Here is a 22,125-nt window from a genome sequence, read left to right on the forward strand (position 1 = left end):
ACAATCTTGCAAGCAAGATTGTGAGACTGTTGACTTTTGCAACAGTCTCAGTTGATCAGCTGCGTGCGACTATCTTGATTGGTGAGGGTAGGATCCATCTGGGAGCGAGGCACTAAGCTCTGGGCAAGGTAGTCAGGACGATTGGCGTAGATGTATAGGACGCTGCCCCCCTTGATCGCATCGATGATAGGACGCGCCAGCGCACGAGGCACCGCTGGGCAACCGTAGCTACGTCCGAGACGTCCCTGTCGGATGATCTGATCATTCACATAGGCAGCACCGTGCACGACGATGGCACGAGCCCGCGCCTGATCGTTGTACCCACGCTCCAGGCCATCGAGACGTAGCGAGTATCCGTTATTCCCGCTGTAAGTCTCATTGGTTAGGTAGAAGCCCAGAGAACTCTGATGTGAGTTCGGTTGATTGGAAAAAGAGGTAGCGTAGTTCTCCCCGCTACCACGTCCGTGCGCGCAGAGCGTAGCATAGAGGAGCTTGCCCTGCTCCATATCAATGACAAACATACGCTCCTGAGTCGAGGGCTTGGAGAAGTCCACGATGGTGAGCCGTGAGCGATGCTTATTTGAGATCTGATTGTACCCCCGCACGCCTAGGCTAAAGGCCTCAAACGAGAGTCTCCCCTCCAGTCCCATCTGCTGGTAGAGCTGATTGATCTGCTGTCGCTCAGCCGAGGAGGGTACGACCGTCACACGGTGTCCCGTAGGCGGTATGTCCCACAGCGAGACATCAGACCCAGCTACGTAGCTAGGCACGAGTATCATCAAGATTATCAACCATCTAAGTGAGGATCTATGAAGCGTATGCATATCTAGTAAAAGGCTCATCGTCGCGCCAAAGGTACGAAAAAGAGATTAGATGTTAGATGTTAGAGGTTAGAAATTAGAGGTCAGAGGCTAGAGGGTAGATGTTAGTTTCTAGTAGCACTAGTGCCCCTAGTGCCCCTCTCTAAAAACGAAGTCGGTCGGCACACACAACCTGTGTGCCGACCGACTGATAGTGCTCGACTGCTTGAGACTATCGCTAGTAGTACCAAACGAGTCGGGTCGTATTCATAAGATCTTCCCAGTAGTAGTAAGAAAAGTTACCATATCCCTCATAGTCAACCGCAATAAGAGACATATAGGACTTGAACTCGCTCTCTGGGATCTTCAGAGAAAACTCGTAAGAGAGATTATCTTGACTGATGGGAGTATTGCTGACCTCTATATATTGGGGAATATGCTTATATTGTCCCGCTTTATCATCGTTGATATACCAGTATGGTCGCGCATTGGGACGTTTGTAATACTCGCCATTTGAGTAGTGTAGGAGTTGCCCCTTGACCTCCACGCTAGTAGCTGTGAATACATGCTCATCATTTGCCACCCACTCTCGCAAAGTCTTGGTCGCACTAACGTTGAAAGAGATGTAGCCGTACTCAGATCGAACCTGATAGACACTCTTTATCGTTACCTTTTGATCCATCTTCGCAGGAGCCTTGTTCGTATCATAGGTCAGATAAAACAGTCCGTCGGTATTGGTAGCCTGGATGTAATACGTACCTTTATCGACGGCGTTACCTTCCTGCACGAAACGACTGGTGCTGGGCATCGGCCTCCTGGAGTTAACATAGGAGCCATTCCTCCTCACGGTGCCAGGATCCTTGAAGTAAAGGCGTATGCGCTTGCGCTCGTAGGTCGAGGTCTTGGGATAGATCGTCTCCGTCTCGTAGTAAGGGGAGGAGAGGACGATATCGTGCTTAGGGGAGGCTGTCCCATCATTGACTAGCACAGGGATGCGTACGCGCCCATTGTGGCGATCGTAGGAGTCTGTCTTGACGATATAGCGGTAGTAGATCTTGCTGCCACGCTTGACGATGGTTAGGTTCTCCGTATTCCCTTGCTTATTCCTTGGGGAGAGATCTGGAGCCTCGATGAGCACCTCAAAGGGGAAGATGCCCTTGGGCAGATTCTTGTATAGATCAAACTCGAGGAGCTTATCTCCTGGTTGCCCCCCCGGTTTATCATCGACCAGCTTGGTCTTAAAGAGTAGAGGCTTACGTATAGTGATCTCCACATTACGTATCAGGGGGTTGGTAGCACCAGTGACAGGCTTGCCATCTACCCGCTCATAGGTGTATAGATCCTTAGGGTTAGCTGGGGGGTTGTCGTCAGGAGCGTAAGAGCGTAGTCCGGCCACCTCAATGCTGTATCGCTCGACAGCATCGGAGGGGATGCTCTTGACCTCGACGCTAAAGCGGTCGTCATTGCCACTACGAGTCCTTACATCTGTCTGTATCAGAGCACCCATGTAAGCGTCATGGTCACTCCACCGCTTGTAATACCTGATATACTGTGCACCAGAGCCTTCTCCCGTACCACCCCCATAGGGCTTGAAGTGATAGTCGTTATTGGTGATGGCAAAGCTGGTGTTAAAGTCATACGTCCCAGGGCGCACGATCAGTATCTGAACAGGATCCGCCTTGAGCGTAAACATCTCGTCGGAGACCTGCGTGAACTCCTGTAGCTCGATAGAGGAGAATATATTATTGTGCGCAGGGGCTGCTATCGCCTCAGCCATCGTAGCGTAGCCGTCCGAATTGACCGCCGTGATAGTCACCTTGTAGTGATTGTTGCGGATGATCGGGAGGACGCGGTCGCTGACGATATTCTCCTTATTTCGCTTGGCAACGAAGTCTACCTTGTAGTAGCGAGTCTCAGTGGACCCATTCTTGAGCTGCTTCTTTCCCTGAATGATCAGAAAGACCTTCTTATTCCCATCGTTTTGATGCTCAAATAGTCTAAACTCAGAATCCGCTGGGACGATATGCTCTGGGATGTTGTTGGGGATGATCTCTACATCGGGAGGGATCGTCGCCTTGGTCGGTGCATAGGGAAAGGCAAAGGCGTAGTTGTCCATCACAAAGGGAGCTACCGTGCCGCTCTTATGCACATTGCAAGCGGTGAAGCCGGTCAGCTTGAAGCCATCCGTTGCCGGAGCCTTATTGACTACCGTGACCTTGGCGTGACAGCGTAGGAGCTTGATCACCTTGCCTTGTAGCGACTGACCGTCTAGCTTATTTAGCTTGACCTGTGCCCACATCGGGTCGAAGGCTTTGGTCTTATCGTTATTACCATTGGCTGACTCAATGCTTGTCGTCAGCTTGGGTATAATCGCTCCTGCCGAGTTGCCCACGAGGTAGTAATCCTGCGTCTGTCCCGTCCAGTCGTAATTAGCCACAAAGTGCAAGTATCGCGGCTTGTCACTCTGTATGAAGGTCGCCTTAAAGCTCTTGATCATCTTGATAGAGCCTTGCTTACCATCAGGCAGGAAGGCGTCATCACCATAATTCTCTGCTGAGGTGGGGTCTCCTAGCACAGCGTCTGTCGAGTAGAGAAACTGCTGATTCTCGTCAAAGACTAATATGCGTAGCGAAGAGATCTTCTCGACCTGGTCATCATTGATAGATTCACTCCTGAGTGCTAGTTCACGCAGATCATCAGCGTGTAGTCCTAGGGTCAGCGTGATCGAGTCACCCACCTTACCCTCAGGTATGAGCATGTCACCCATAGGATCCCGGGCACACCCTGCGAGTAGCAGGAGCAGTGGCAGGACTATATAATAAAGATATACTCTTCGCTTCATAAGAATTGGATTACTGCTCGTCATACATATATGTGTCAAAGATGGGGCGGACATAGACTGTGGGGATACCAGCGTTATTGTACGAGTCGGTGTAACCTCGTCTTTTAACCATTTCATCAAATGTGATGACCTCATGTTTTATGAAGTCATACACCATCCCCTCCTCTGCTACCCAGTAGTAGGAGCCAAAGAGCAAGCCCTCGATCTCCGTTTTAGGATCAGTCTGCATCTCGTCAATAAGCTTCATCTCAGCAGAGGTCGGGATACGCCACCGCCCTTGATACTTGAACTCTTTGTGAATGGTACGCCACTTCCAACTTGTGAAACCACCGTAATCTTCATCACCCGTGATGTTATAGAACTCTTTATAGTTGCCATTAGTACCAAACTCACCCTCGAAGTACTCGATGCATCGCGTCTGGGCGTCGAAATAGTACGCTACGATGTTTTGTCTTTTAAAAGGCTTAAAACCAGTATAATAGTTACCGTTGGAGTTGATGTCTGTATTATAGTTCGTTTTTAGATAAGGCCCTTCATTACCCCAAAAGGCTGTAGACAATGGTCCGTAATAAGGAGCTTCAGGCGAAAATCTCTGCGTGGAGAACTTCTCCTCGCGATTCTTGTTGCTGGGGACATCCTTTTTCATCTGGTAAGTGTAGAAAGTCATACCATGTTGGCTGGCGATGATGAACTGTGGAGAGATGAGCTGGTTGGACATGTGATCAGTCTTAGTCATCCCCGTTGCAGGATCCACCGGCGAGCCGATGCGCTCACCTTCTCTAGGAACTACAGTTGTGATCTTAAAGTTCACCTCGTTGACCTGAGGAGAGTATTTGTCTTCTCCCTGATACTTGCCGAAGATGCCAATTGTGGAGTGATACCTAAAGTCAGCGTAGACGGGTGTCATCTTACCATCCTCGTCTACGTACTGCTCCGTGCCATTGTGGAAGCGCTGAGAGCGATCGCCTGTTACATACCTATTGGGGTACTGCAAGGCGTGCACGACTTGGCTTAAGTTACCGCCCCGTTGCTTTACGGTGAACTCAATGTGGTACGGGATATAGTTGACCGGTACAGGGTGCTGGATTGTGATGACTCCATTGGATAGGTAATCCGCTGAGGGGGTAATCACGATGCCGTCCCAAGGTAACGTATTAGGCTTACTAGAGACCTCAGTTTTAGTCCCATTGATCTTGTAGAGCTTGGACTCCGTCTGGCTATACTCACGACGGTAGTGTACGCCTTTCTTGTCGTAGTATTCGTACCAAACGCTCTTTATCTCAATATCTACGCGCAGACTGGAGGCATAGGGTATGGAGACCTTATCGACATCCGCCATGATGGGACGCCTGTCGTACACCTCGAGGTACTGCGCCTTGAGGAGCTCGCCGTCGACCGACTCAATCAGGTTCCACGGCTTGATGGCTATAGCAGCGGTTATGTCTACGGGGGTGTCTTCGTTGAGACTGCCTAGGACCTCGATGGAGGTGAGGACGTCATAGAGGTGGTTGCGCTCGAGCTTGTGGAGCATAGCATCGGTGACCTCACCGAGAGCCTTACGATAGTTCACCGGTATGCGGTAGTAGTAATTGACCCAAGGGTCTGTCGCTGCGGCTCCTTCGGGACGCATAGTCAGCTTGAGACGTAGGAAAGTCTCATTTGTCGAGGTGCTACGCCAGTCATGCTCGTAAGCGTAAAAAGGCACTGTGCCGTAAAACTTGCCGTCTCCCTTGAGATTCTTATACCCTAGAGCAGAGAAGTCGGTCACGGCCATGGGTCGGTAGGCGGAGTTGTGCCAGTCGCTACCATCGGGCTGGTAGGGTGAGTCACTCCGTACGATCTTCGTCTTCTCTGGATAGCGTACGAGACAGACTTCAGGTACGCTGCCTGGCTTGACGACATATTGAGTCTTGATACCATTCTGATAGTCCTTGACATCGATATGGTCGATCCTCAGTCGGATCTTGGCAGCTGCACGATAGAGGTCAATCGTTCCTAGCTCTGCTCTTGGGTTTTGAAAGCCCCAAGCAACGGTCGTCTGGAGTGCGCCATCCATAAGAAACTTATCTTGTGGGGCTATCTTGCCGCTTTGTGGAGCTGGGTTGAGCTTGCTCTGATCGTCTTGTATGAGCTTGTAGAGAGCAGTCTTCGTTGCGACAGTTGTGGCTATAGGCTTGCTGGCATTGACCACCGCGATATAGTCTAGTGGCGTGCCCTCGAGCTTAGGAAGGTCATCCTTGGGGACAATAAAGGTGGCACGACTGCCGATCTCGCTACCCGTGAGTGCCTCCTGCTTGAGCGGAGTGTAGCGCCCGACGAGATTGCCTGACATTGGGTCAAAGACAAAGAGCTCTATGCTCTCGATCTTGTTTTCATTCAGTATGCTGACACCATGGAGCCCGTTCTCCTTGTCACCCTCTTCCTCGCCGACGTGGCTACGGAGCGTGGCCGTGGTCGTCTGCTCGGTGCGCGGTATGAGCGTGAGCTCGAGGAGCTTGCCATCGCCCTCGGAGATGTGCAGAGCATCGTCTGTTCGCTCACTAACGCAACTGGTGAATGCCACACAGATGCCCACGAAGGTGAGCACGGTGCAGAGGGCTATGCGTGCGCTGGTCTGGATATTATATCGAAGCTTTGTCATTGCGAGTCTTAGTACATTACTTGTTTGATACGCCACCGCTGAGAGCCACCGCCATCCATATAGCTGTTTTTACTGCGTGGATCTAAGTTTAGCTCCTTGCCATCGACTATGATGTAAAACTGAGTGTAGTATGGCTCAGAGGTAAACTCCTGTCGGGGCTTGATCTGGAATGTATAGGTCTTGGGAGGAACACCACCAACGATGTCTGGTTCTACCTGATCGTAGGTCTTGCCGCCCGTAAAGAGGTAGTTCAGTCCGTTCGTGATGGAGGCTGACCAGATAGCACCTACGGGCTTGAAGATCTGAAAGGTCACCTCTACGATCTCGTTGTGTGAGAGGAGTACCTCCTGAGATATGTCGTTTAGATCACGTGTGGCATTAGTTTTTGTATTGACGACCTTGAGTGTACACGTATACTTCGGTAGCGTGAACTGCAGCTCTGACTGGATCAGTTGCCAGGGCATCACCTTAAAGTTTATGACTAGGTACTTACCATCGGCAGGTACATTGATGTCGTAACGATAGTGATGGTTGCGGACGATGCTGTAGTCGGCTTGATTGCTTAAGACATTGCCCGTAGCGACATCTAGGTAGGTGTATTCCGACCCTGGGGTCATGTTTTGTGTGTTCTGATTGGAGATGATAGGGATCTTGTGGACGACTCCACTCACCATCTCTATCTGTATGTAGCTGGGAGTGCCAATGGGCATATCGCTGCTCGGATTCCATCCTAGTGTAGTGGAAGCCTTCCCGAGGAGTCGCTCCGGGATGTACATCTTGGCTTGGAAGCTATTGCCCGTGATGGAGCCACTGCCATTGAATTGCTTTTCGGTTAAAGCTACAGTGGCAGATTCGCTATTCTCCATAAAGGAGTGCTGCGTAGCTACATTGCAGATCTTGATGCTCTTGATCTTGCTGACGCCATCACCCGTGAGGTTGAGGCTGACCTTGGCTGAGGAGCGTACCAGATTGACGGTCTGCTGTGTCGTGCCAGTCTCGGGGCTGTCAGGCCAATTGCTGACAGGCTCAAGAGGCTTCGATGTATTTGTCGTCGGAGTAAAGGGTTTGGGTACGCTCACACTCCCGCCCATAGGAATGATTTGGTTCTCATAGATACGCGCCATCGGGAAGAGACTCTTCTCCGTGCCATTCATGACGGCCCCATTGTAGAGTGGCGTGCCTGTGTTACGGCTCTGGAAGCTCTCGAGATGTTGTAGCGTCGTCTTCAGGTCGGCATAGGTTTTCAAGCCCTCTAGCGTATTCTTCCAGCTCTCAGGGTAGTTTGCTACAAAGCAAAAGTGGTACCGTGCCCCCTCCTCGGGCTGTAGCTCCATAAGGAAGTATTGCTCCGTCGTGAAGTGGCTCTTGACAAGTAGGCTCTGATCATCCGAAGCTCCCACCTTATAGATCAAAACCGCTAGCTCGCTTACATAGTCTTCATAGTCCTTGGGGTCAGACTGTATAGAGGGATTGTCGCCCTGCTCACGCAGAGATGTGTTGGGGAGTTCTATCCCACCCATTGAGAAGCGCAGACAGGTGGTCCGACTAGGGTCATCGTCAGGCACGGCTCCTCCGTTCATCCGCTGGCACGATACGGATAGTAGCGTGCTGCAGAGGAGAGCTAGGAGTGTGATGTATAATGTATTGCGAGACATAATAAGCTGAGAGCTGTATGTGTGTTAGGGAAGGGAGTGTGGATAGTTCGAGGGGAGTGGGAGGCCCTTAGTATCTATTGATCAGATTGACTGGGAAGGAGTGAATCTGATAGTTGTTGATGAAGATGTTGATCACCAAGTTATTGTCTGGACAATCCTTACACTTATCTTCGAGCTCTAGGACGATGTCGAAGTCGTGGGTACACTCTAGGTTTACGTTAGGGTTCTCCAGTAAGACCTTCCCTAGGAGGTCCTGCTCGAGGAAGTCCTTCTTTTCTTTCTTATTGTGTAGGCGTAGGAGGTTGTGGTAGCCGCTCTTGAGCTCCATAAGTGTGAAGGAGAGGGTCCTAGCAAACTTGTCTTTGTATAGCTCTACGCCTGGGTAGGTGAGGGTCGGGTTGTCTAGAGGCATCCGCCTATTGATGAGGTAGGTGCCGTCAGCCGAGTAGGTCTGTATGTCAAAGTCGTCAATATCGTAGCGATCCCGTACGCTCTCGTGGAGTCGCAGGGTGATGTTGATGCGGTTGGTCACTTCTAGCATATTGATGGAGACATTGGCAAACACGGTACCGTACTCCTTACGGTCTGGTAGAGAGACGACACGGCTCTCACCTTGCCACACCTTATGCTCTCCGAGACTGATGGCTTTATCATTCTCGGCACGTAGTCGTAGCATGACATCTTTTTTAGTTGTCGTGCCCTCTACGAAATTCCCCAGAGTGAAGTATTGGTCTGGCGTTCCACCCCATGCGATGAAGGAGTACTGTCCATTCTCGACGGGAGGAAGCTCGACCTTGTACACCTCAGTCAGATCCACCCATCCTGTCACCTTCTTTACTGTGACTAGCACATCGTTTAGGTCGAAGGCGAAGACATACAGCCCATTTACCTCACCCACAGCTGCTGGTGCTTTCATACAGGGGGTCTGATTGTAAAAACTGATGTACACCCCTTGAGGGCACTCCTCGAGATCCTCGTAGATGATCTTGCTACAAGAGACGGTGAGTGCTAGGAGAGTGAGTAAGGGAAGTATAATATGGTGAACCCTATTCATAGCTCAGATGTTTGATAGAAGTGATAAGAAAGAACTACAGGGGGCTGGACGCCTCAGTGAGATGGGGGACCAACGCCCCCTGTAGTCGTCTGTTGTGCGATCTACACAGCCTCTATATTAGGATAGAAGCTGGGTCGATGATTAGTAACGGTTGACAAGATTTACCGTATAGCTGTGGATCGTCCAGGGGAGTACGCGCAGCTGTACAGAGAGGTGAGTCTTCTTCGTCTCGAGAGGCTCATCGGGCTTGATCTCATCCTTGTCTGCTACACCCATCTCGCCGAAGCCAGTGATGTGTGCATGGTATACCTGGTTGCGTACCGTAGGAGACGCGCTGATTGTCTTGGTCGTATCGTTATAATCAACGTCTGGATTCAGCCAGATGTAGTAGTACATCTCACCGTTCTTGTACTCCTTAGCGCTCTGCTTCTTTTCGGAGGTGCTTGTTGCGTTGACATCCATAGCCTCAGCCTTCTCCTTGGTAGAGTAGAACTTACCATCAGATAGACCTAGGTAAACAGTCTGAGCATCAGTGCTCGTAGGAGCAGCACCATCAATCTTGTCTACGGTGAAGGTAGCCTTGATCTCGAACATGGTCGTGTTACCCTTCATGTACTTGCCAGCAGCGTGTGTGACTGGGAGGACGAACTTGCTAAACTTCTCCTCGCCTAGCGCTTTCTTGACGTTATCAACGGTGTTATCGGTTGCAGTGATAGCAGCCTTGTAACCCTCAGCGTCAGAGAAGAGCATCTTACCATCAGCCTCAGTAGCTAGAGCGGTCCAAGTACTAGATGTAGGAGCGAAGTCATAGACAGGAGCTGCGACCTTCCAGTTCTTACGATCCTCTAGGACGTTGAACTGTAGGGCACTACCCGTTACCTGATAGGCGATGTCCTTGACAGTAACCGTTGCGGTCGTAGACTCTGAGGTGGCTCCCTGAGCATCTGTGAAGGAGCGCTTGACTTCGATCGTCTTCTTGACCTGATCGTCTACAGTAACGATAGCACGAGATGCGACACGTGATACGCGTACCTCGACACGGTTAGCCTTACCACCGATAGCGTCTTCCTTGCTGACGTTTGGTGCGATCGTTACGTCCTCAGGAGCTTTCTCATTGGTCATCAGGACGATGTCCTTATCAGTGTCGTACTTAGCTACATCGTTGATAGCAGCTGCGACAGCGACAGTCTTCTTGAACTCATCGTCAAATGTCGCTCCATTAGAGGCCTTCTGATCTAGGATGCTCGTGACCTTGCTGTTGATATCATTGATGACGACGTAGACCTTTACCTTGTCACCAGACTTAGCCTCTACAGCGAGGTTAGGAGCGAGGATACCGTTGTTGATACCACCGAAGTTAGCCTCCGTGAATTGATCTGAGCTGATCGAGGTAGCACCATTAGAAGTAGTGGCTACATAGACCTTGATCTTCTCGATCTTGTCGCGACCCTGCCACTCACCTTTTTCGTTGTAGTCTCCAGGGAGAGCACGGGTTTCAGGTGCTGGGAAGCGAACGGAGACACCTACATAGGTATCACAGTTGCCGTTTTGGAGTGCAGCGTCTTGTCTGTCACTCTTGCAGCTTGCTAGCCCGAGCAGGAGTGCTGCAGTGGCCAGAAGAGCTGTTCTCATTCTTAGTTTCATCATTGTTAGTTGATTAAATTGTTATTATGAAGTACTGTTTTCGTTCTTTAGGTTGGAGCTTGTAGCTTACCACAGGACGGGTTACAAGCTTTGTAGGAGCTTCTCTAGTTCGACTAGATTGGCCGCAGCCTCTTGGCTACCCTGAGCCTTGGCCTGCTCGAGATAACTCTTGGCCTGCTCGTAGTTGCCCAGTTTACTATAGGCGACACCTATATTATTGAGTGCGTTGGGGTCGTGCTGTAGTTTGCTCAGACGATCTATGGCGACCTGATAACTGCCTGCCTCGATGTCAGAGGCACTGGCGTTGATGATCGCTACAGGCTCATTGGGGAACATGCGTGTGGCTATGTCAAAGACCTGCTTGAACTCAGGCGAGTCGGCTGGATAGGTCTTGGCGACGAGATACATCTCGTTGAGGCTGAGCAAGCGTGGATTGACCTTGATGACTTCACGCGCCTCGGCTACGTCAAACGCCTTGACCTCGTAAGCGACCGTGTACTCCGTGCGACGTATCTGCGGGTAGTAGTCGCGCAGCATGATCTGATAGGTCTCGCCACGGGAGAGGCGCTTGAGATGCGCATCACGAGCATCAGGATTGTCGACCTCGTCGATGATGCGGAGTATCTCGTCCTTGTCCTGGATGAAGGAAGCCGCAATGACCTCACGGGTCTTGACCCAGTCCTCACCATATCCAGAGACCTGGAGCTGATTAGTCGGCAGGTTGTAGCGCTGCGCTAGGTACTGTGCGAAGGAGTTCGAGCGACGCTCTGCGAGTGCCTTGTTGTAGCTGAAGGTACCCTCCGGAGAAGCGTATCCTACGACAGAGAGCTGCGTCACCTTGATATTCTTGTCCCGGGTTATCTCATCCATCACCTTACGCACCTCAGCCAGAACCTGTCCATTGCTCTTGTAGTTGGGGTCTAGGTCGTGCTTAGCAGAGCGGAAGTTGAGCACTGCTATATGCTTGTCGGCACGCGCCTTGACCGGCTCAACCTCAGGAACGATATAAGAGAGCTGATAGTTAGGCTGGTAGGGATCTGTGAGGAAGGGGGTACGGAGCACCTGTGTCTCCTCGAGCTTGAAGCAATCGGAGCAACCATAGACACGCTCCACGAGGAGTAGATCGGCCTGACTCATCCACTCCTTGCGGGGGATGGTGTAGCTATAGGTGACTCGCTGTGCGGTGCCATTCTTACGGCGTAGTGACTGTAGTGCCTCTGTGTCCCACTCATCGCGGATCCCGGTAGAGGCTTTGCGCTCCTGTATGATGCTACGCTTACGCCCCTCGATCTGTACTGGGGGTAGTAGCTCGACCACCTTGCCACTATCCTTCAAGCGCAGTGCGGGTGAGAGACGCAGCAGGTCGTTGGATCGAAGGTTGAGCCCGTCGAGGACGATATCCATCTGTACGGTCACGATATCTGTCGCTTTGCTCACCTCTAGATGATCCACTGAGATCTGATGGATATAAGGTCTCTGAGCTGAGAGAGCAGCTGGGAGCGTCAGTAGCAGTGATATGGCCACTAGGGCGTATTTGATCTTGTTCATAGTCAAGCTGTTCGTCTAGGTTAAAAGAGATATATGAGCGACATCGTGGCGCGTGTCACGCCCCAATAGTTGTATGCTCCCTCATCCTCCTTGGTACCACAAGTAGCGCAGGGAAACTTCTCGTACTGTATGCGTGCGTAGCCACCACCTATGGAGGTCTCTACGTTCCAATGCTTGCTGAGTATCCACTGATAGCCATAGGATAGGCCTGCACCGTAGAAGTAGCCCTGAAAGCGATGATTGTTGAACGCCTTGAGTCTCCCGACGGGGATATTGATACCTCCTATATTATATTGTCCCGTGTGAAGGTGTAGTCCTAGGAAGTGCCCATTGAAGACATCACAAGCCCACCAGCGTAGCTCAGGCTGGAGCAGCCAATGCTTATAGCGGGTGTCCTCGTCAAAAGCCCATAGGCTCCCGCCGCCACCTATCTCTAGTGTGAACTGCTTGCCTAGTCTAAACTCGACGGCAGCGTTTGGTGCTGTGGTAGCTCCATAGAGGAGGTTAACCTTGCCAGCTGCCTTTTGCGCCTCTCCCTGCGCAGGCAGTAGGAGTAGTAGGCAACCAGTGAGGAGGGCTAGCAGTGCCCTCTGTGTATTACGATAGTGATGCATCATAGGGGGGGGTATGTATCGTTGTATGTGTAAAGCATCATTGGGAAAGGTAGATTCTCCCAAAGATCTTGGCACAAAGGTAGAGGAAAAGTTCCGGCCCTTGTTTGTCAAATTCGATCAATCATTTGACATATTCGATCAATCGAAGCGACTTCGGCTATTTTTTATTTAAGTCCGCTGGAGAATATTCAACGCTAAGTCGTTGTGCATCAAAAGCTCTTGTGCGATACTCACGTGAGAAATCCGAATTGTCTGCACCCTTATACGAAGGAAGTCTGAATATAAAGATGCGAAAGTGTAAGTTAACATCCTCTAATAGTGAGGCGTCGCGCCTTATTTGCCTCTGGTCTGTAATTATTTTTCTGTACCTTTACCTCCCAATCGTCTGCTAAGTTTTGGGGTTAGATGCTACCCATAGTGCTTAGACCAGACAGCTCCGGATATTCGGAGTCTCTGTGCACGATATGTGCACTACGTACTTAATGTTTTACTAACAGATTACTTTATGAAGAGAATAACAAACTTACTACTCCTACTCGTCCTCTCGGCGACGGCTCTTGCCGCGCAGACGGTGTCGGGTAACGTATTGACCTCTTGGAGTGATGCGACTGGAGCTATCCAGATACCCGACGGGGTGACTGAGATCGCTGCAAACTGTTTCTACACACCTGGTGAGGAAGATCCCTATGGTGGGGGGGAACCCTCAAAACCAGTCAGCAATACCAATATCACCAGCGTAGATCTCAACGGGGTGACAAAGATTGGTGACAACGCCTTCAGGGGTTGCACGGGTATCAAAACCATCAAGGCTCCTAAGCTAGAGAGCGTGGGGAGCCACAGCTTCGAGGGTTGTACGGCTCTGGAGGCACTCGATCTGCCGATGATCAAGACGATCGGGGAGAAGGCCTTTGAGAATGCGAATGCACTGACCTCCCTCTCACTGGGCAAGTCGCTCGAGTCTATCGTGGGCAACCCCTTCCAAAACAGTACTAGCCTCACCTCGCTAACGCTCAAGGAGGGGTGCGCTAACTACCTCACAGCCGAGGGTGCGCTCATCTCCCGTGCTGATGGCGTGCTACGAGTATTGGCGGGAGGTGTCCAGAAGGTGACCCTTGGTGAGGAGTGCAAGGCTATCGGTGACAACGCTATCTTTGGCTGTGGAGCTTTGGAGCGTCTAGAGCTTCCTTACGTTAAGGAGATAGGTACAAATGCTTTTGTCAACTGTACTAAGCTTGCTGAGCTTTATCTGCCACGCTTGGAGCGTATCAAGAACAACTGGTTATCTTTTAGCGGTGTGGGCTCGCTACGTGTCGTAGACTTGCACTTGAGTAATTCCATCTCTGGTCTGGAGACACTCTGGCCGGACAATAATACGACAATCGTTTATGTAGCTACTGAGGCGATCAAGACGGAGCTAGCGCAGAAGCTGAAGAAGTGCCAGATCGTCGTCGGTGCTCCCGCAGGGACACAGCAACGCTACAAGGTAACCTATAAGGCTATAGGAGATGGTACGCTGGAGGCTTGGACGTCTGGAGCGCAGGATGTTGAGAATGGCGCGATGCTCCTAGAGCAATCTACTGTTAACTTTAAGGCGAGCCCTAGGGTTGAGCAGCAGATTAAAGAGTGGCGTGTCAATGGAAAGGTCGTGACCGTAGAGGGAGATCCAAAGTTTCCCCAAATCTATAAGGTCGAGCACCTAACCAGTCATCTAAATGTCGAGGTAACCTTTGAGGCTCGTCCTGAGGGTGCTGACGTTTACTTCCGTAGTCGTGACCCAGAGATGGGTACACTGACCTGCAAACTAAATGACGGCACAGAGGTGAAGCGTGGCGCTCGTGTGCCTATGGGTACGATGCTGAACTTTACCGCTACGCCTAAGGAGGGCTACCGCATCGGAGACTGGTTTGAGCAGATTGAGATCGGTGGCGAGAAGTATAAGCCGATAGAGGGACAGAATGGTAAGTCCACCTATCGTTGCGAAGTGCTCGATTCACGTGAGATAGAGGTCGACTTTGACCGTCTGGAGGGTCACTTTATAGTGAAGTTTGCCTCTTTCAATGAGAAGACTGGCACGCTCACCGCTACGGCTAATGGTGTCGAAATCAAGACGGGTCAGGCAGTCAAGGCTGGTAGCAAGCTTGTCTTTACGGCACACCCTGCTGAGGGCTACACCGTCGATGAGTGGCAGGTCAATCGTGAGCCACAACCTAACAACCGTGAGCTGACCTACACGATCGAGAGCCTCAAGGAGGATGTCGAGGTGAACCTAACTTGTAGCAAACCTTCTGTCTCTGATACGGATCCGAACATCGTCGATGGCGTACTATACAAGTGGAAGCCTGCGGGTGATGCAGTCCTACCTGATGAGGTGACTTACATTGCTCCGCTAGCCTTCGAGGGCGCCATCCAGATGACTTCGCTGACACTCAATAATAAGGTCAAGGACATCGGTGATCGTGCATTCCTCTTCTGCACGGCTCTGACGAAGTTTGTCGTGCCAGAGGCTAATGAGTCGTTCTCAACGATAGAGGGTGTCCTCTACAGCAAGGATCAGACGAAGCTCATCGCTTACCCAGCGGGTCTCGAGGCTACCAGCTATACCCTAGGGGCTCAGGTTACTTCGATGCAGCCAGGAGCCTTCCTAACTCCTATACACTTGAAGGATGTCGAGGTTGCCACGGGCAATACGGCTCTTAAGAGTGTCAAGGGTGTCCTCTACACGGCAGACGGATCGAAGCTACTCTACCTACCTATAGGCAATCAAGCGATCGGTATGGAGGGTAAGCTGACGCTATCGGATGGTGTCAAGGAGATCACGCGCCTCGCTCTCGCTTACAATCCAAGAGTCAAGGAGCTGACGCTCCCCACATCGCTGGAGCGTATTGATGCGATGGCACTCACCTACAATGGGGCCATGAAGTCGTTCGGATGGGCAGAGGGTGTCACACCTCAGCTTGTCTCGGTCGGCGACTCCGCATTTTACTATGACCGCTCGCTAGAGAAGGTGCCTTACATGCCTAGCTGCACTTCGTTTGGCAAGGGAGCCTTCGGGCTAGCTTCTGCACTCAAGGAGGTGCACATCCCAGCTGGTTGCTCGATCGCGGCTAACACCTTCACTGGCTGTCAGATTATCAAGTCTGTTTACTCGTATAGTGTAGAGCCTCCCGTCATCAATGAGGTGACCTTTAAGGATATTTACGCACCTGAGGAGTCTACGCTTTATGTTAAGGAAGGCGCTAAGGAGGCTTACAGCAAGGCTAAGGGTTGGAACATCTTTGGCCATATCGTTGAGGAGGCCAATCTTGCTGTCGCTGCCGTCGAGGAGCTCGCTATACAGCTCTACCCGAACCCCACGCAGGAGCTACTCCACGTGGCAGGTGCAGGCGCTGATAGCAACATCCTGCTCTACGATCTGACGGGTGCGCTCGTTGGTACGGCTCGTACGGACGCTACGGGTAGCGCTGTGGTCAGCCTCGCTAGCTATCCCGCTGGTACCTACGTGGTACGCGTGTCTAGTGCTGACCGTCTAGTGGTCAAGCAGTAAGTCTAGAGTCTCTCAGATCACACGGAGGATCTCCTCTAGCGTGTGAGCAAGTAGAGCGCTCTTCCGAAAAGAAAATGGTGGTGAGTCCCTCGATCGTGAGGAGCTCGCCACCTTTTTTATAGGCATCGCCTAGATGCTAAGACTTGCGCTAAGCGAGGGCGGATCTGTATACACAAAGCGAGCAGACTGCTAAGCTTAGCAATCTGCTCGTCGATTGTAGATATGGTCTCTAGGACTAGCCTTGTGAGAGAGCCTCTTGTCGGACTCGAACCAACGACCCCGAGATTACAAATCACGTGCTCTACCAACTGAGCTAAAGAGGCAAAAGGGCGAGCAATCCACATCGCGCCGCTACAACCCGCTACCCTTGCTGCGGTCAAGCCCTGGGGGATTCACAGGGAGCTGGCCGTGTGGCACTCGCCCGGATCACAAAGGTACGACAATTTTCTTAACCTGCAAGCTTTTCGGGAAGAATCTTTTGTCCGCGTACATTCCCACCCGCTAATGCAAGTAGACGGGAGTTTTGAGAGACCTCTCAATGGTCTTAAACTTAGCAAACACACCTCCATTGTCGGTTGTGATCGAGTGTAGCTGTTCCATCTACTTGTAGGTTCTCAGAGCTTTATTGATACATGAAACCTCAGACGCAAGAGTATACTTCGCACATCATACTCGAAATACCCATACGTGGGTATTGTATATAGTAGTGTGGTTTATGAACTTTGTAGCTGAAAGAGGGAGTGACGTCCAAACTGATCGTTTCTCCCAAACACAATAACAATATAGGCATTTAATATCATGAGATATTTAGGACTAAACAGATGGGTACGCTGCGTGGCCCTTTCTCTATTGACGTATACGGCCATAGGTCTTACAGCCGTGGCTCAAAATGAGGTGCACAATGAAGTCGCACTCGATGAAGTGGTCGTGACTGCTCAAAGAACCCCAGAGGTGAAAAGTCAATCGGCGACGTCCGTCACAATTGTAACACGTAAGGAACTAGCGGAGCTCAATAAGACTATGCCAGACATGCAGGCTATCGTAGGCTTTTTGGTCCCAGGCATGGCCTCTACAGGCAATACGACTAGTGAGCGCTCCAACACTTTGAGAGGAAGAAGTGTACTAGTGCTGATAGATGGCATCCCACAAACAACGCCTTTACGGGCAACAAGCCGTGACCTTCGGACCATTGATCCAACGGCTGTAGAGCGAATTGAGGTGATCAAAGGTGCAACTGCTCTTTATGGCAATGGAGCAAATGGTGGTATCATCAATATCGTGACGCGTAAGAACAGTAATGATAAGCCCTTCGGTGGGCAATCTTATATAGCAATGCAGGATCACTCTTTGCTTAGCAATAAGACACAGTCATTTGGCTACCGTCTCAATCAGCAGCTCTATGGCAAGATAGGTGGTTTTGACTACCTGGTCAATGGTGTGATCGGACAGACGGGTAGCTCGGTAGATGGAGATGGCGTATACCTCTCTCCTAGATATGGGCTTGGCGACACCCGCACATACAATGCCCTAGCAAAGGTGGGCTATCAAATAAGCGAGACAGCTCGTATCGAGGGGATGTACAACTTCTTCAGGACCGTACAAAACAGTCCGCTCATCGCTAGCGGTGGCAAGTATCTGGAAAGCCCACGCATCGGAATTAAAGGTGATCAGCCAAAAGAAGCAATCCCAGAGGGGATGGCGTACAATCACAATGCTTACATACGCTACACGCATCAAAACATCTTCAGCGGAACGAACCTTGAGGCGACCCTACAGGGCCGTGCATTAAAGGTCGTGACAGACTACCGGATACATAATGAAAAGAAGCCTCGCTGGGAAGGAACTAGCGGGCAGGCAACCATTGAGGCAAAACAGATCGGAGCAAAAGCTCAGCTTGACTCCAAACTCCCTCTGAGTGACCAGGTATTTACAAAGCTCCTGTATGGAATAGACTTCACAATGGATCGTACTGGACAGCCCCTTGTAGACGGACGTTACTGGGTGCCAGAGATGACAGCTCTTAACTTCGGACCATTTGTGCAAACCAAAACCACTATCGGCGACCTCCTCAACATCAAAGTGGGGGCAAGGTATGATCGCATCGATGTCCACGTGCCAGACTATGAAGTCCTTCCAAAGAAGGCGGGCGTTGAGCGGACTAAGGTCCAAGGCGGTGTGTTGCCTTACAACAACCTATCCTTAAATGGTGGTGTGACCTTGAATAGGTGGAGAGTGTTCCAACCATTTTTAGCTTACTCTCAAGGCTTCTCCATCTATGACCTAGGACGCACCCTGCGCGATGCCAAGAGTGACGTGCTGAGCAAAATAGAGACTTCGCCTGTCAAGACTCACAATGCCGAGATAGGCTTTTACTCTACCATTAGAGGACTCTTTGGTGAGGCTTCAAGGCTAGAGACGTCTGGCGCAGTATTCTACACCTACGCAGCGCTTGGTAGTGACCTTAAAAGTGTAGATGGATTCTGGGTGGTAGATCGCTCACCCCAACGTATCCTAGGTGGAGAGCTATCAATGGATGCTACCATCAATAGGCAATGGCAGACGGGCATTGGATTCTCAATGATGGAAGGCAAGAAATATGTTGATGGCTCTTGGGACCATTATATGAGTGGCCAGTCTATCCCTCCAATGAAGCTTACAGCCTATATCAATTGCCGCCCAACGAAGCATAGCTACATACGCCTATATGGTATGTATACTGGAGCAAGGGACCGCTTTGCCACAAACGACAAAGGAAAATATGCAGAGGGCGAAGGAAAGGTAACGCCTGTCACCTTATTGCATCTCAATGCGGGGCTTACGGTAGATAAGTTCACCTACACGTTGGGCATAGAAAACTTACTCAACACCACCTACTACACGGTCCAGTCTCAGCTAGTAGCAAGAGATAACGAGTATACTCATGGCAATGGTCGTGTGATCAATCTCTCCATGACTTATAGATTTTAATTACTCGGGAGGTCAACTGTCCTCCTTGTAGCAGCTAGCGGTGCGACCTTGGATATACAAAAGTCTGAGGTCGCACCAATTGTTCCTTAGGCTACAGTCTAGCATTAAATCATATAGAAGTCGCTCTCTAGGACAACACTTTGCTGTCCGATCCGTTATAGTAAGTATCAATAGGCAGTTCAGCCACAACGATACATTGTATATGACACGAACACTTTACTACTGCATCATTATGGGAGTACTATCCATGCTAATAGGGTCATGCCGTGTAGCAAGGGAGATCAAATCGGTAGATTCAGCTACCTTCAAAGCGGAAATAAGTAGTGCCTCCGTACAGCTACTTGATGTACGCACAGCAGATGAATTTGCCAAAGGGCATCTCGAGAAGTCTATCAATATAGATGTGCACGAGTCACACTTCACCAAAATAGTCAAAGAAAGATTCGACAAAAGTCAGCCCATATACCTCTATTGTCGGTCGGGCAAGAGAAGCATGATGGCGGCTCAGACACTGGTAAAGGAAGGATACCAAATCGTCAATCTCAAAGATGGAATCCTCGGATGGTTGGATGCTGGCTATCCTATATCTCAAAAATAACCCTTCTCTCTCGACAGTGATTGATAATCATAAGCTAGTCCGTTGTCGATTTATTGGCTCTTGGGTCCTTAACTTCGCAGGCTGAGATTTTATTTCCGCTCGACAAAAGAGAGCGTACGAACCTTATTGAGACGCACCCACCGCACACTGATCTAGTGCAAAGGGAAATATCCGTATCTTTGTAAGCGCACAGAAAAAAGAGTGTGCGGTATAGCTTTACAGAAGAATTCTCCTCCTCCATGACTACAGATCAAGATACGACCACCGCTTTGCCCCACCTGAAGGTTATCTACACAGGCGGGACCATCGGTATGGTGCAAGATATAGAGACGGGTGCGCTCAAGGCCTTTCAGTTTGACTACCTACGGGAGCATGTACCCGAGCTGGATCAGCTCTACTGCACCTTCGACATAGAGCAGTGCGACCCGCCTATAGACTCTTCGGCTATTACACCCGACCTGTGGGTCTGGCTGGGTGAGATGATACAGCGGGAGATGGAGGCGTACGATGGCTTTGTCATCCTTCATGGCACCGACACGATGGCCTACACGGCCTCTGCGCTGAGCTTTATGCTACAGGGGCTGGACAAGCCTGTCATCTTGACCGGCTCGCAGCTACCCATAGGGCGACTGCGGACGGATGGTAAGGAGAATCTCATCACCGCCTTTGAGATTGCCTTGGCTAGACGTGCTGATGGATCGCCGATGATCCCTGAGGTGGCCGTTTACTTTGAGGACTACCTCTACCGTGGCAACCGCACGCTTAAGTATAGTGCCGAGCACTTTGAGGCGTTTGCCTCGCCAAACTATCCGCACCTAGCCTTCGCTGGGATCGATATCAAGTATAGTCCGAGTGTCATAGGCTTTGAGGAGCCTGCCCTGTCGCAAGCGTGGCGACCAGCCTTCGATGGGCATGTGGTTGTGCTCAAGCTATTCCCTGGTCTATCGGCCTCGCTCCTAGATCATATCCTCCGCATGCCAGACCTTAGAGGGGTGGTGCTAGAAACCTTCGGCAGTGGCAATGCGCCAACGGACGAAGCTTTTCTCTCTGCCATCAAGGGCGCTGTGGCACGTGGTATTACGATCGTCAATGTGACGCAGTGCTACTCAGGGTCGGTCGTCATGGGACGCTATGAGACGGGCAATGTGCTCAGTCAGACGGGTGTCATAGGTGGTGGCGACATGACTACCGAGAGCGCCACGACGAAGCTCATGTATCTCCTGGCGCAGGATCTATCTCAAGAGGAGGTGGCGCATCTGATGCAAGTCTCTCTGCGTGGCGAGCTGACGATATGATACGCTTTATGAGCCTGGCGAGTGGTAGCACGGGCAACTGCTACTACCTCGAGCATAACGGGCAGGGGCTCCTCATAGATGCGGGTATAGCGCTCTATGATATCAAGGCTGGATTAGAGCAAGCGTCGCTCTCGATAGAGCACGATGTGCAGGCGATCCTCCTGACACACAATCATGCCGACCATGCACGTACTGTGGGTAAGCTGGCCAATCGCTACCAGTTGCCAGTCTATGCGACGCTACCTGTGCAGTGCGGACTGGACCATATGAGGGGTATGGAGCGCATTCAGCACGATATGCGCTATGCGATCGAGCCTGAGGTGCCCTTTGCATTGATTGGGCTGGTGGTGACCCCTTTCTCTGTGCCGCACGATAGTGCTGACAATGTAGGGTATCATATCTCTTCGGAGGAGGGTTTTTCCTTTACGCTAGCGACAGACATAGGGCACCTGACCCCTACGATAGAGCACTACGCTAGTATGGCGCACCATCTGGTGCTGGAGTCGAACTACGACACCGAGATGCTACGGATCGGCAAGTACCCACCCTTTCTCAAGAAGCGGATCAGTGGCCCGCTCGGGCATCTGAGCAATGCTGAGTCGGTGGAGTTCCTCTGTCGTATCTGGAGCCCTACGATGCGCAATGTCTTCCTCTGCCACCTGAGCAAGGAGAATAACCACCCGGAGCTGGTGCGCAAAACTTTTGACATTCGTCTTTTCGCTGAGGGGATCCGTGTCGGCAAGGATGTCTACATCACTCCCTTGCAGCGCAATCACTGTAGCCCGATGTACTTACTGGAGACCTAGAGATGAGGCGTAAAGTCTAGCCTTGGTTACAAGCGAAACCGTCACTAGTGCCCTAGGCCGTTGGCGTCAGAAAAAAAGAGTCTCCACCTGGTATGCACCAAGTGGAGACTCTATGAT

At 51.0% G+C, this 22,125-nt stretch carries 13 protein-coding genes and 1 tRNA gene; 5 read left to right on the plus strand and 9 right to left on the minus strand.

Translation table 11 applies throughout. From position 1 onward, the window contains the following. Positions 1–47: 47 nt before the first annotated feature. The 8 genes from L215_RS09190 to L215_RS0103025 form a co-directional block, all read right to left on the minus strand. Positions 48–824: a murein L,D-transpeptidase catalytic domain family protein gene (locus L215_RS09190; protein WP_036871740.1), complete on the minus strand. Its 777-nt coding sequence runs from the start codon at positions 822–824 to the stop codon at positions 48–50. Positions 825–1,038: 214 nt separating this feature from the next. Next, the gene (locus L215_RS0102995) at positions 1,039–3,642 is read right to left on the minus strand and encodes a hypothetical protein (RefSeq protein WP_244869665.1); all 2,604 of its coding nucleotides are present in this window, start codon (positions 3,640–3,642) and stop codon (positions 1,039–1,041) included. 10 nt (positions 3,643–3,652) lie between these two features. After that, positions 3,653–6,283, minus strand: coding sequence for a fimbrial tip adhesin FimD (gene fimD / locus L215_RS0103000; RefSeq protein ID WP_025882985.1), 2,631 nt, complete (start codon positions 6,281–6,283; stop codon positions 3,653–3,655). 8 nt (positions 6,284–6,291) lie between these two features. Next, positions 6,292–7,938, minus strand: a complete 1,647-nt coding sequence (locus L215_RS0103005; RefSeq protein WP_025882984.1) for a DUF4906 domain-containing protein — start codon at positions 7,936–7,938, stop codon at positions 6,292–6,294. A gap of 67 nt (positions 7,939–8,005) precedes the next feature. Continuing rightward, positions 8,006–8,992, minus strand: coding sequence for a FimB/Mfa2 family fimbrial subunit (locus tag L215_RS0103010; protein ID WP_025882983.1), 987 nt, complete (start codon positions 8,990–8,992; stop codon positions 8,006–8,008). A 141-nt stretch (positions 8,993–9,133) separates the two neighbouring features. Further along, positions 9,134–10,639 carry an Mfa1 family fimbria major subunit gene (locus tag L215_RS0103015; RefSeq protein WP_025882981.1) on the minus strand — a complete coding sequence of 502 codons (1,506 nt, stop codon included), beginning with the start codon at positions 10,637–10,639 and terminating at the stop codon, positions 9,134–9,136. A gap of 78 nt (positions 10,640–10,717) precedes the next feature. Next, entirely contained in the window at positions 10,718–12,184 is a 1,467-nt protein-coding gene (locus L215_RS0103020) for a DUF3868 domain-containing protein (RefSeq protein ID WP_027451321.1), read from the minus strand. Positions 12,185–12,204: 20 nt separating this feature from the next. Next, on the minus strand, positions 12,205–12,801 hold the full coding sequence (locus tag L215_RS0103025) for a DUF3575 domain-containing protein (protein WP_025882980.1): 597 nt from the start codon (positions 12,799–12,801) through the stop codon (positions 12,205–12,207). A gap of 502 nt (positions 12,802–13,303) precedes the next feature. On the opposite strand from L215_RS0103025, the gene L215_RS0103030 reads away from it, so the two are divergent. After that, on the plus strand, positions 13,304–16,342 hold the full coding sequence (locus L215_RS0103030; RefSeq protein ID WP_027451323.1) for a leucine-rich repeat protein: 3,039 nt from the start codon (positions 13,304–13,306) through the stop codon (positions 16,340–16,342). A 250-nt stretch (positions 16,343–16,592) separates the two neighbouring features. Here the strand turns inward: L215_RS0103030 and L215_RS0103035 are convergent. Continuing rightward, positions 16,593–16,665, minus strand: a tRNA-Thr gene (locus tag L215_RS0103035). 475 nt (positions 16,666–17,140) lie between these two features. Here L215_RS0103035 and L215_RS0103040 point away from each other — a divergent pair. The 4 genes from L215_RS0103040 (at position 17,141) to L215_RS0103055 (ending at position 22,008) form a co-directional block, all read left to right on the plus strand. Further along, entirely contained in the window at positions 17,141–19,309 is a 2,169-nt protein-coding gene (locus tag L215_RS0103040; RefSeq protein WP_027451324.1) for a TonB-dependent receptor, read from the plus strand. Between the two features lie 202 nt (positions 19,310–19,511). Further along, positions 19,512–19,907 (plus strand): rhodanese-like domain-containing protein, encoded by a 396-nt coding sequence (locus tag L215_RS0103045; protein WP_025882978.1) that lies wholly within the window; start codon positions 19,512–19,514, stop codon positions 19,905–19,907. A gap of 239 nt (positions 19,908–20,146) precedes the next feature. Then, positions 20,147–21,202 (plus strand): asparaginase, encoded by a 1,056-nt coding sequence (locus tag L215_RS0103050; RefSeq protein ID WP_025882977.1) that lies wholly within the window; start codon positions 20,147–20,149, stop codon positions 21,200–21,202. Further along, positions 21,199–22,008: an MBL fold metallo-hydrolase gene (locus L215_RS0103055; protein WP_025882976.1), complete on the plus strand. Its 810-nt coding sequence runs from the start codon at positions 21,199–21,201 to the stop codon at positions 22,006–22,008. The genes L215_RS0103050 and L215_RS0103055 overlap by 4 nt, the downstream gene beginning before the upstream one ends. Positions 22,009–22,125 lie beyond the last annotated feature (117 nt).

It is taken from the genome of Porphyromonas uenonis DSM 23387 = JCM 13868 (assembly GCF_000482365.1).
In the GTDB taxonomy this organism is placed as follows: domain Bacteria; phylum Bacteroidota; class Bacteroidia; order Bacteroidales; family Porphyromonadaceae; genus Porphyromonas; species Porphyromonas uenonis.

Excerpts from the sequence above, each read along its gene's own strand:
- L215_RS09190 (WP_036871740.1), bottom strand. The coding sequence starts at position 824 with ATGCATACGCTTCATAGATCCTCACTTAGATGGTTGATAATCTTGATG.
- L215_RS0102995 (WP_244869665.1), bottom strand. The coding sequence starts at position 3,642 with ATGAAGCGAAGAGTATATCTTTATTATATAGTCCTGCCACTGCTCCTG.
- fimD (WP_025882985.1), bottom strand. The coding sequence starts at position 6,283 with ATGACAAAGCTTCGATATAATATCCAGACCAGCGCACGCATAGCCCTC.
- L215_RS0103005 (WP_025882984.1), bottom strand. The coding sequence starts at position 7,938 with ATGTCTCGCAATACATTATACATCACACTCCTAGCTCTCCTCTGCAGC.
- L215_RS0103010 (WP_025882983.1), bottom strand. The coding sequence starts at position 8,992 with ATGAATAGGGTTCACCATATTATACTTCCCTTACTCACTCTCCTAGCA.
- L215_RS0103015 (WP_025882981.1), bottom strand. The coding sequence starts at position 10,639 with ATGATGAAACTAAGAATGAGAACAGCTCTTCTGGCCACTGCAGCACTC.
- L215_RS0103020 (WP_027451321.1), bottom strand. The coding sequence starts at position 12,184 with ATGAACAAGATCAAATACGCCCTAGTGGCCATATCACTGCTACTGACG.
- L215_RS0103025 (WP_025882980.1), bottom strand. The coding sequence starts at position 12,801 with ATGATGCATCACTATCGTAATACACAGAGGGCACTGCTAGCCCTCCTC.
- L215_RS0103030 (WP_027451323.1), top strand. The coding sequence starts at position 13,304 with ATGAAGAGAATAACAAACTTACTACTCCTACTCGTCCTCTCGGCGACG.
- L215_RS0103040 (WP_027451324.1), top strand. The coding sequence starts at position 17,141 with ATGAGATATTTAGGACTAAACAGATGGGTACGCTGCGTGGCCCTTTCT.
- L215_RS0103045 (WP_025882978.1), top strand. The coding sequence starts at position 19,512 with ATGACACGAACACTTTACTACTGCATCATTATGGGAGTACTATCCATG.
- L215_RS0103050 (WP_025882977.1), top strand. The coding sequence starts at position 20,147 with ATGACTACAGATCAAGATACGACCACCGCTTTGCCCCACCTGAAGGTT.
- L215_RS0103055 (WP_025882976.1), top strand. The coding sequence starts at position 21,199 with ATGATACGCTTTATGAGCCTGGCGAGTGGTAGCACGGGCAACTGCTAC.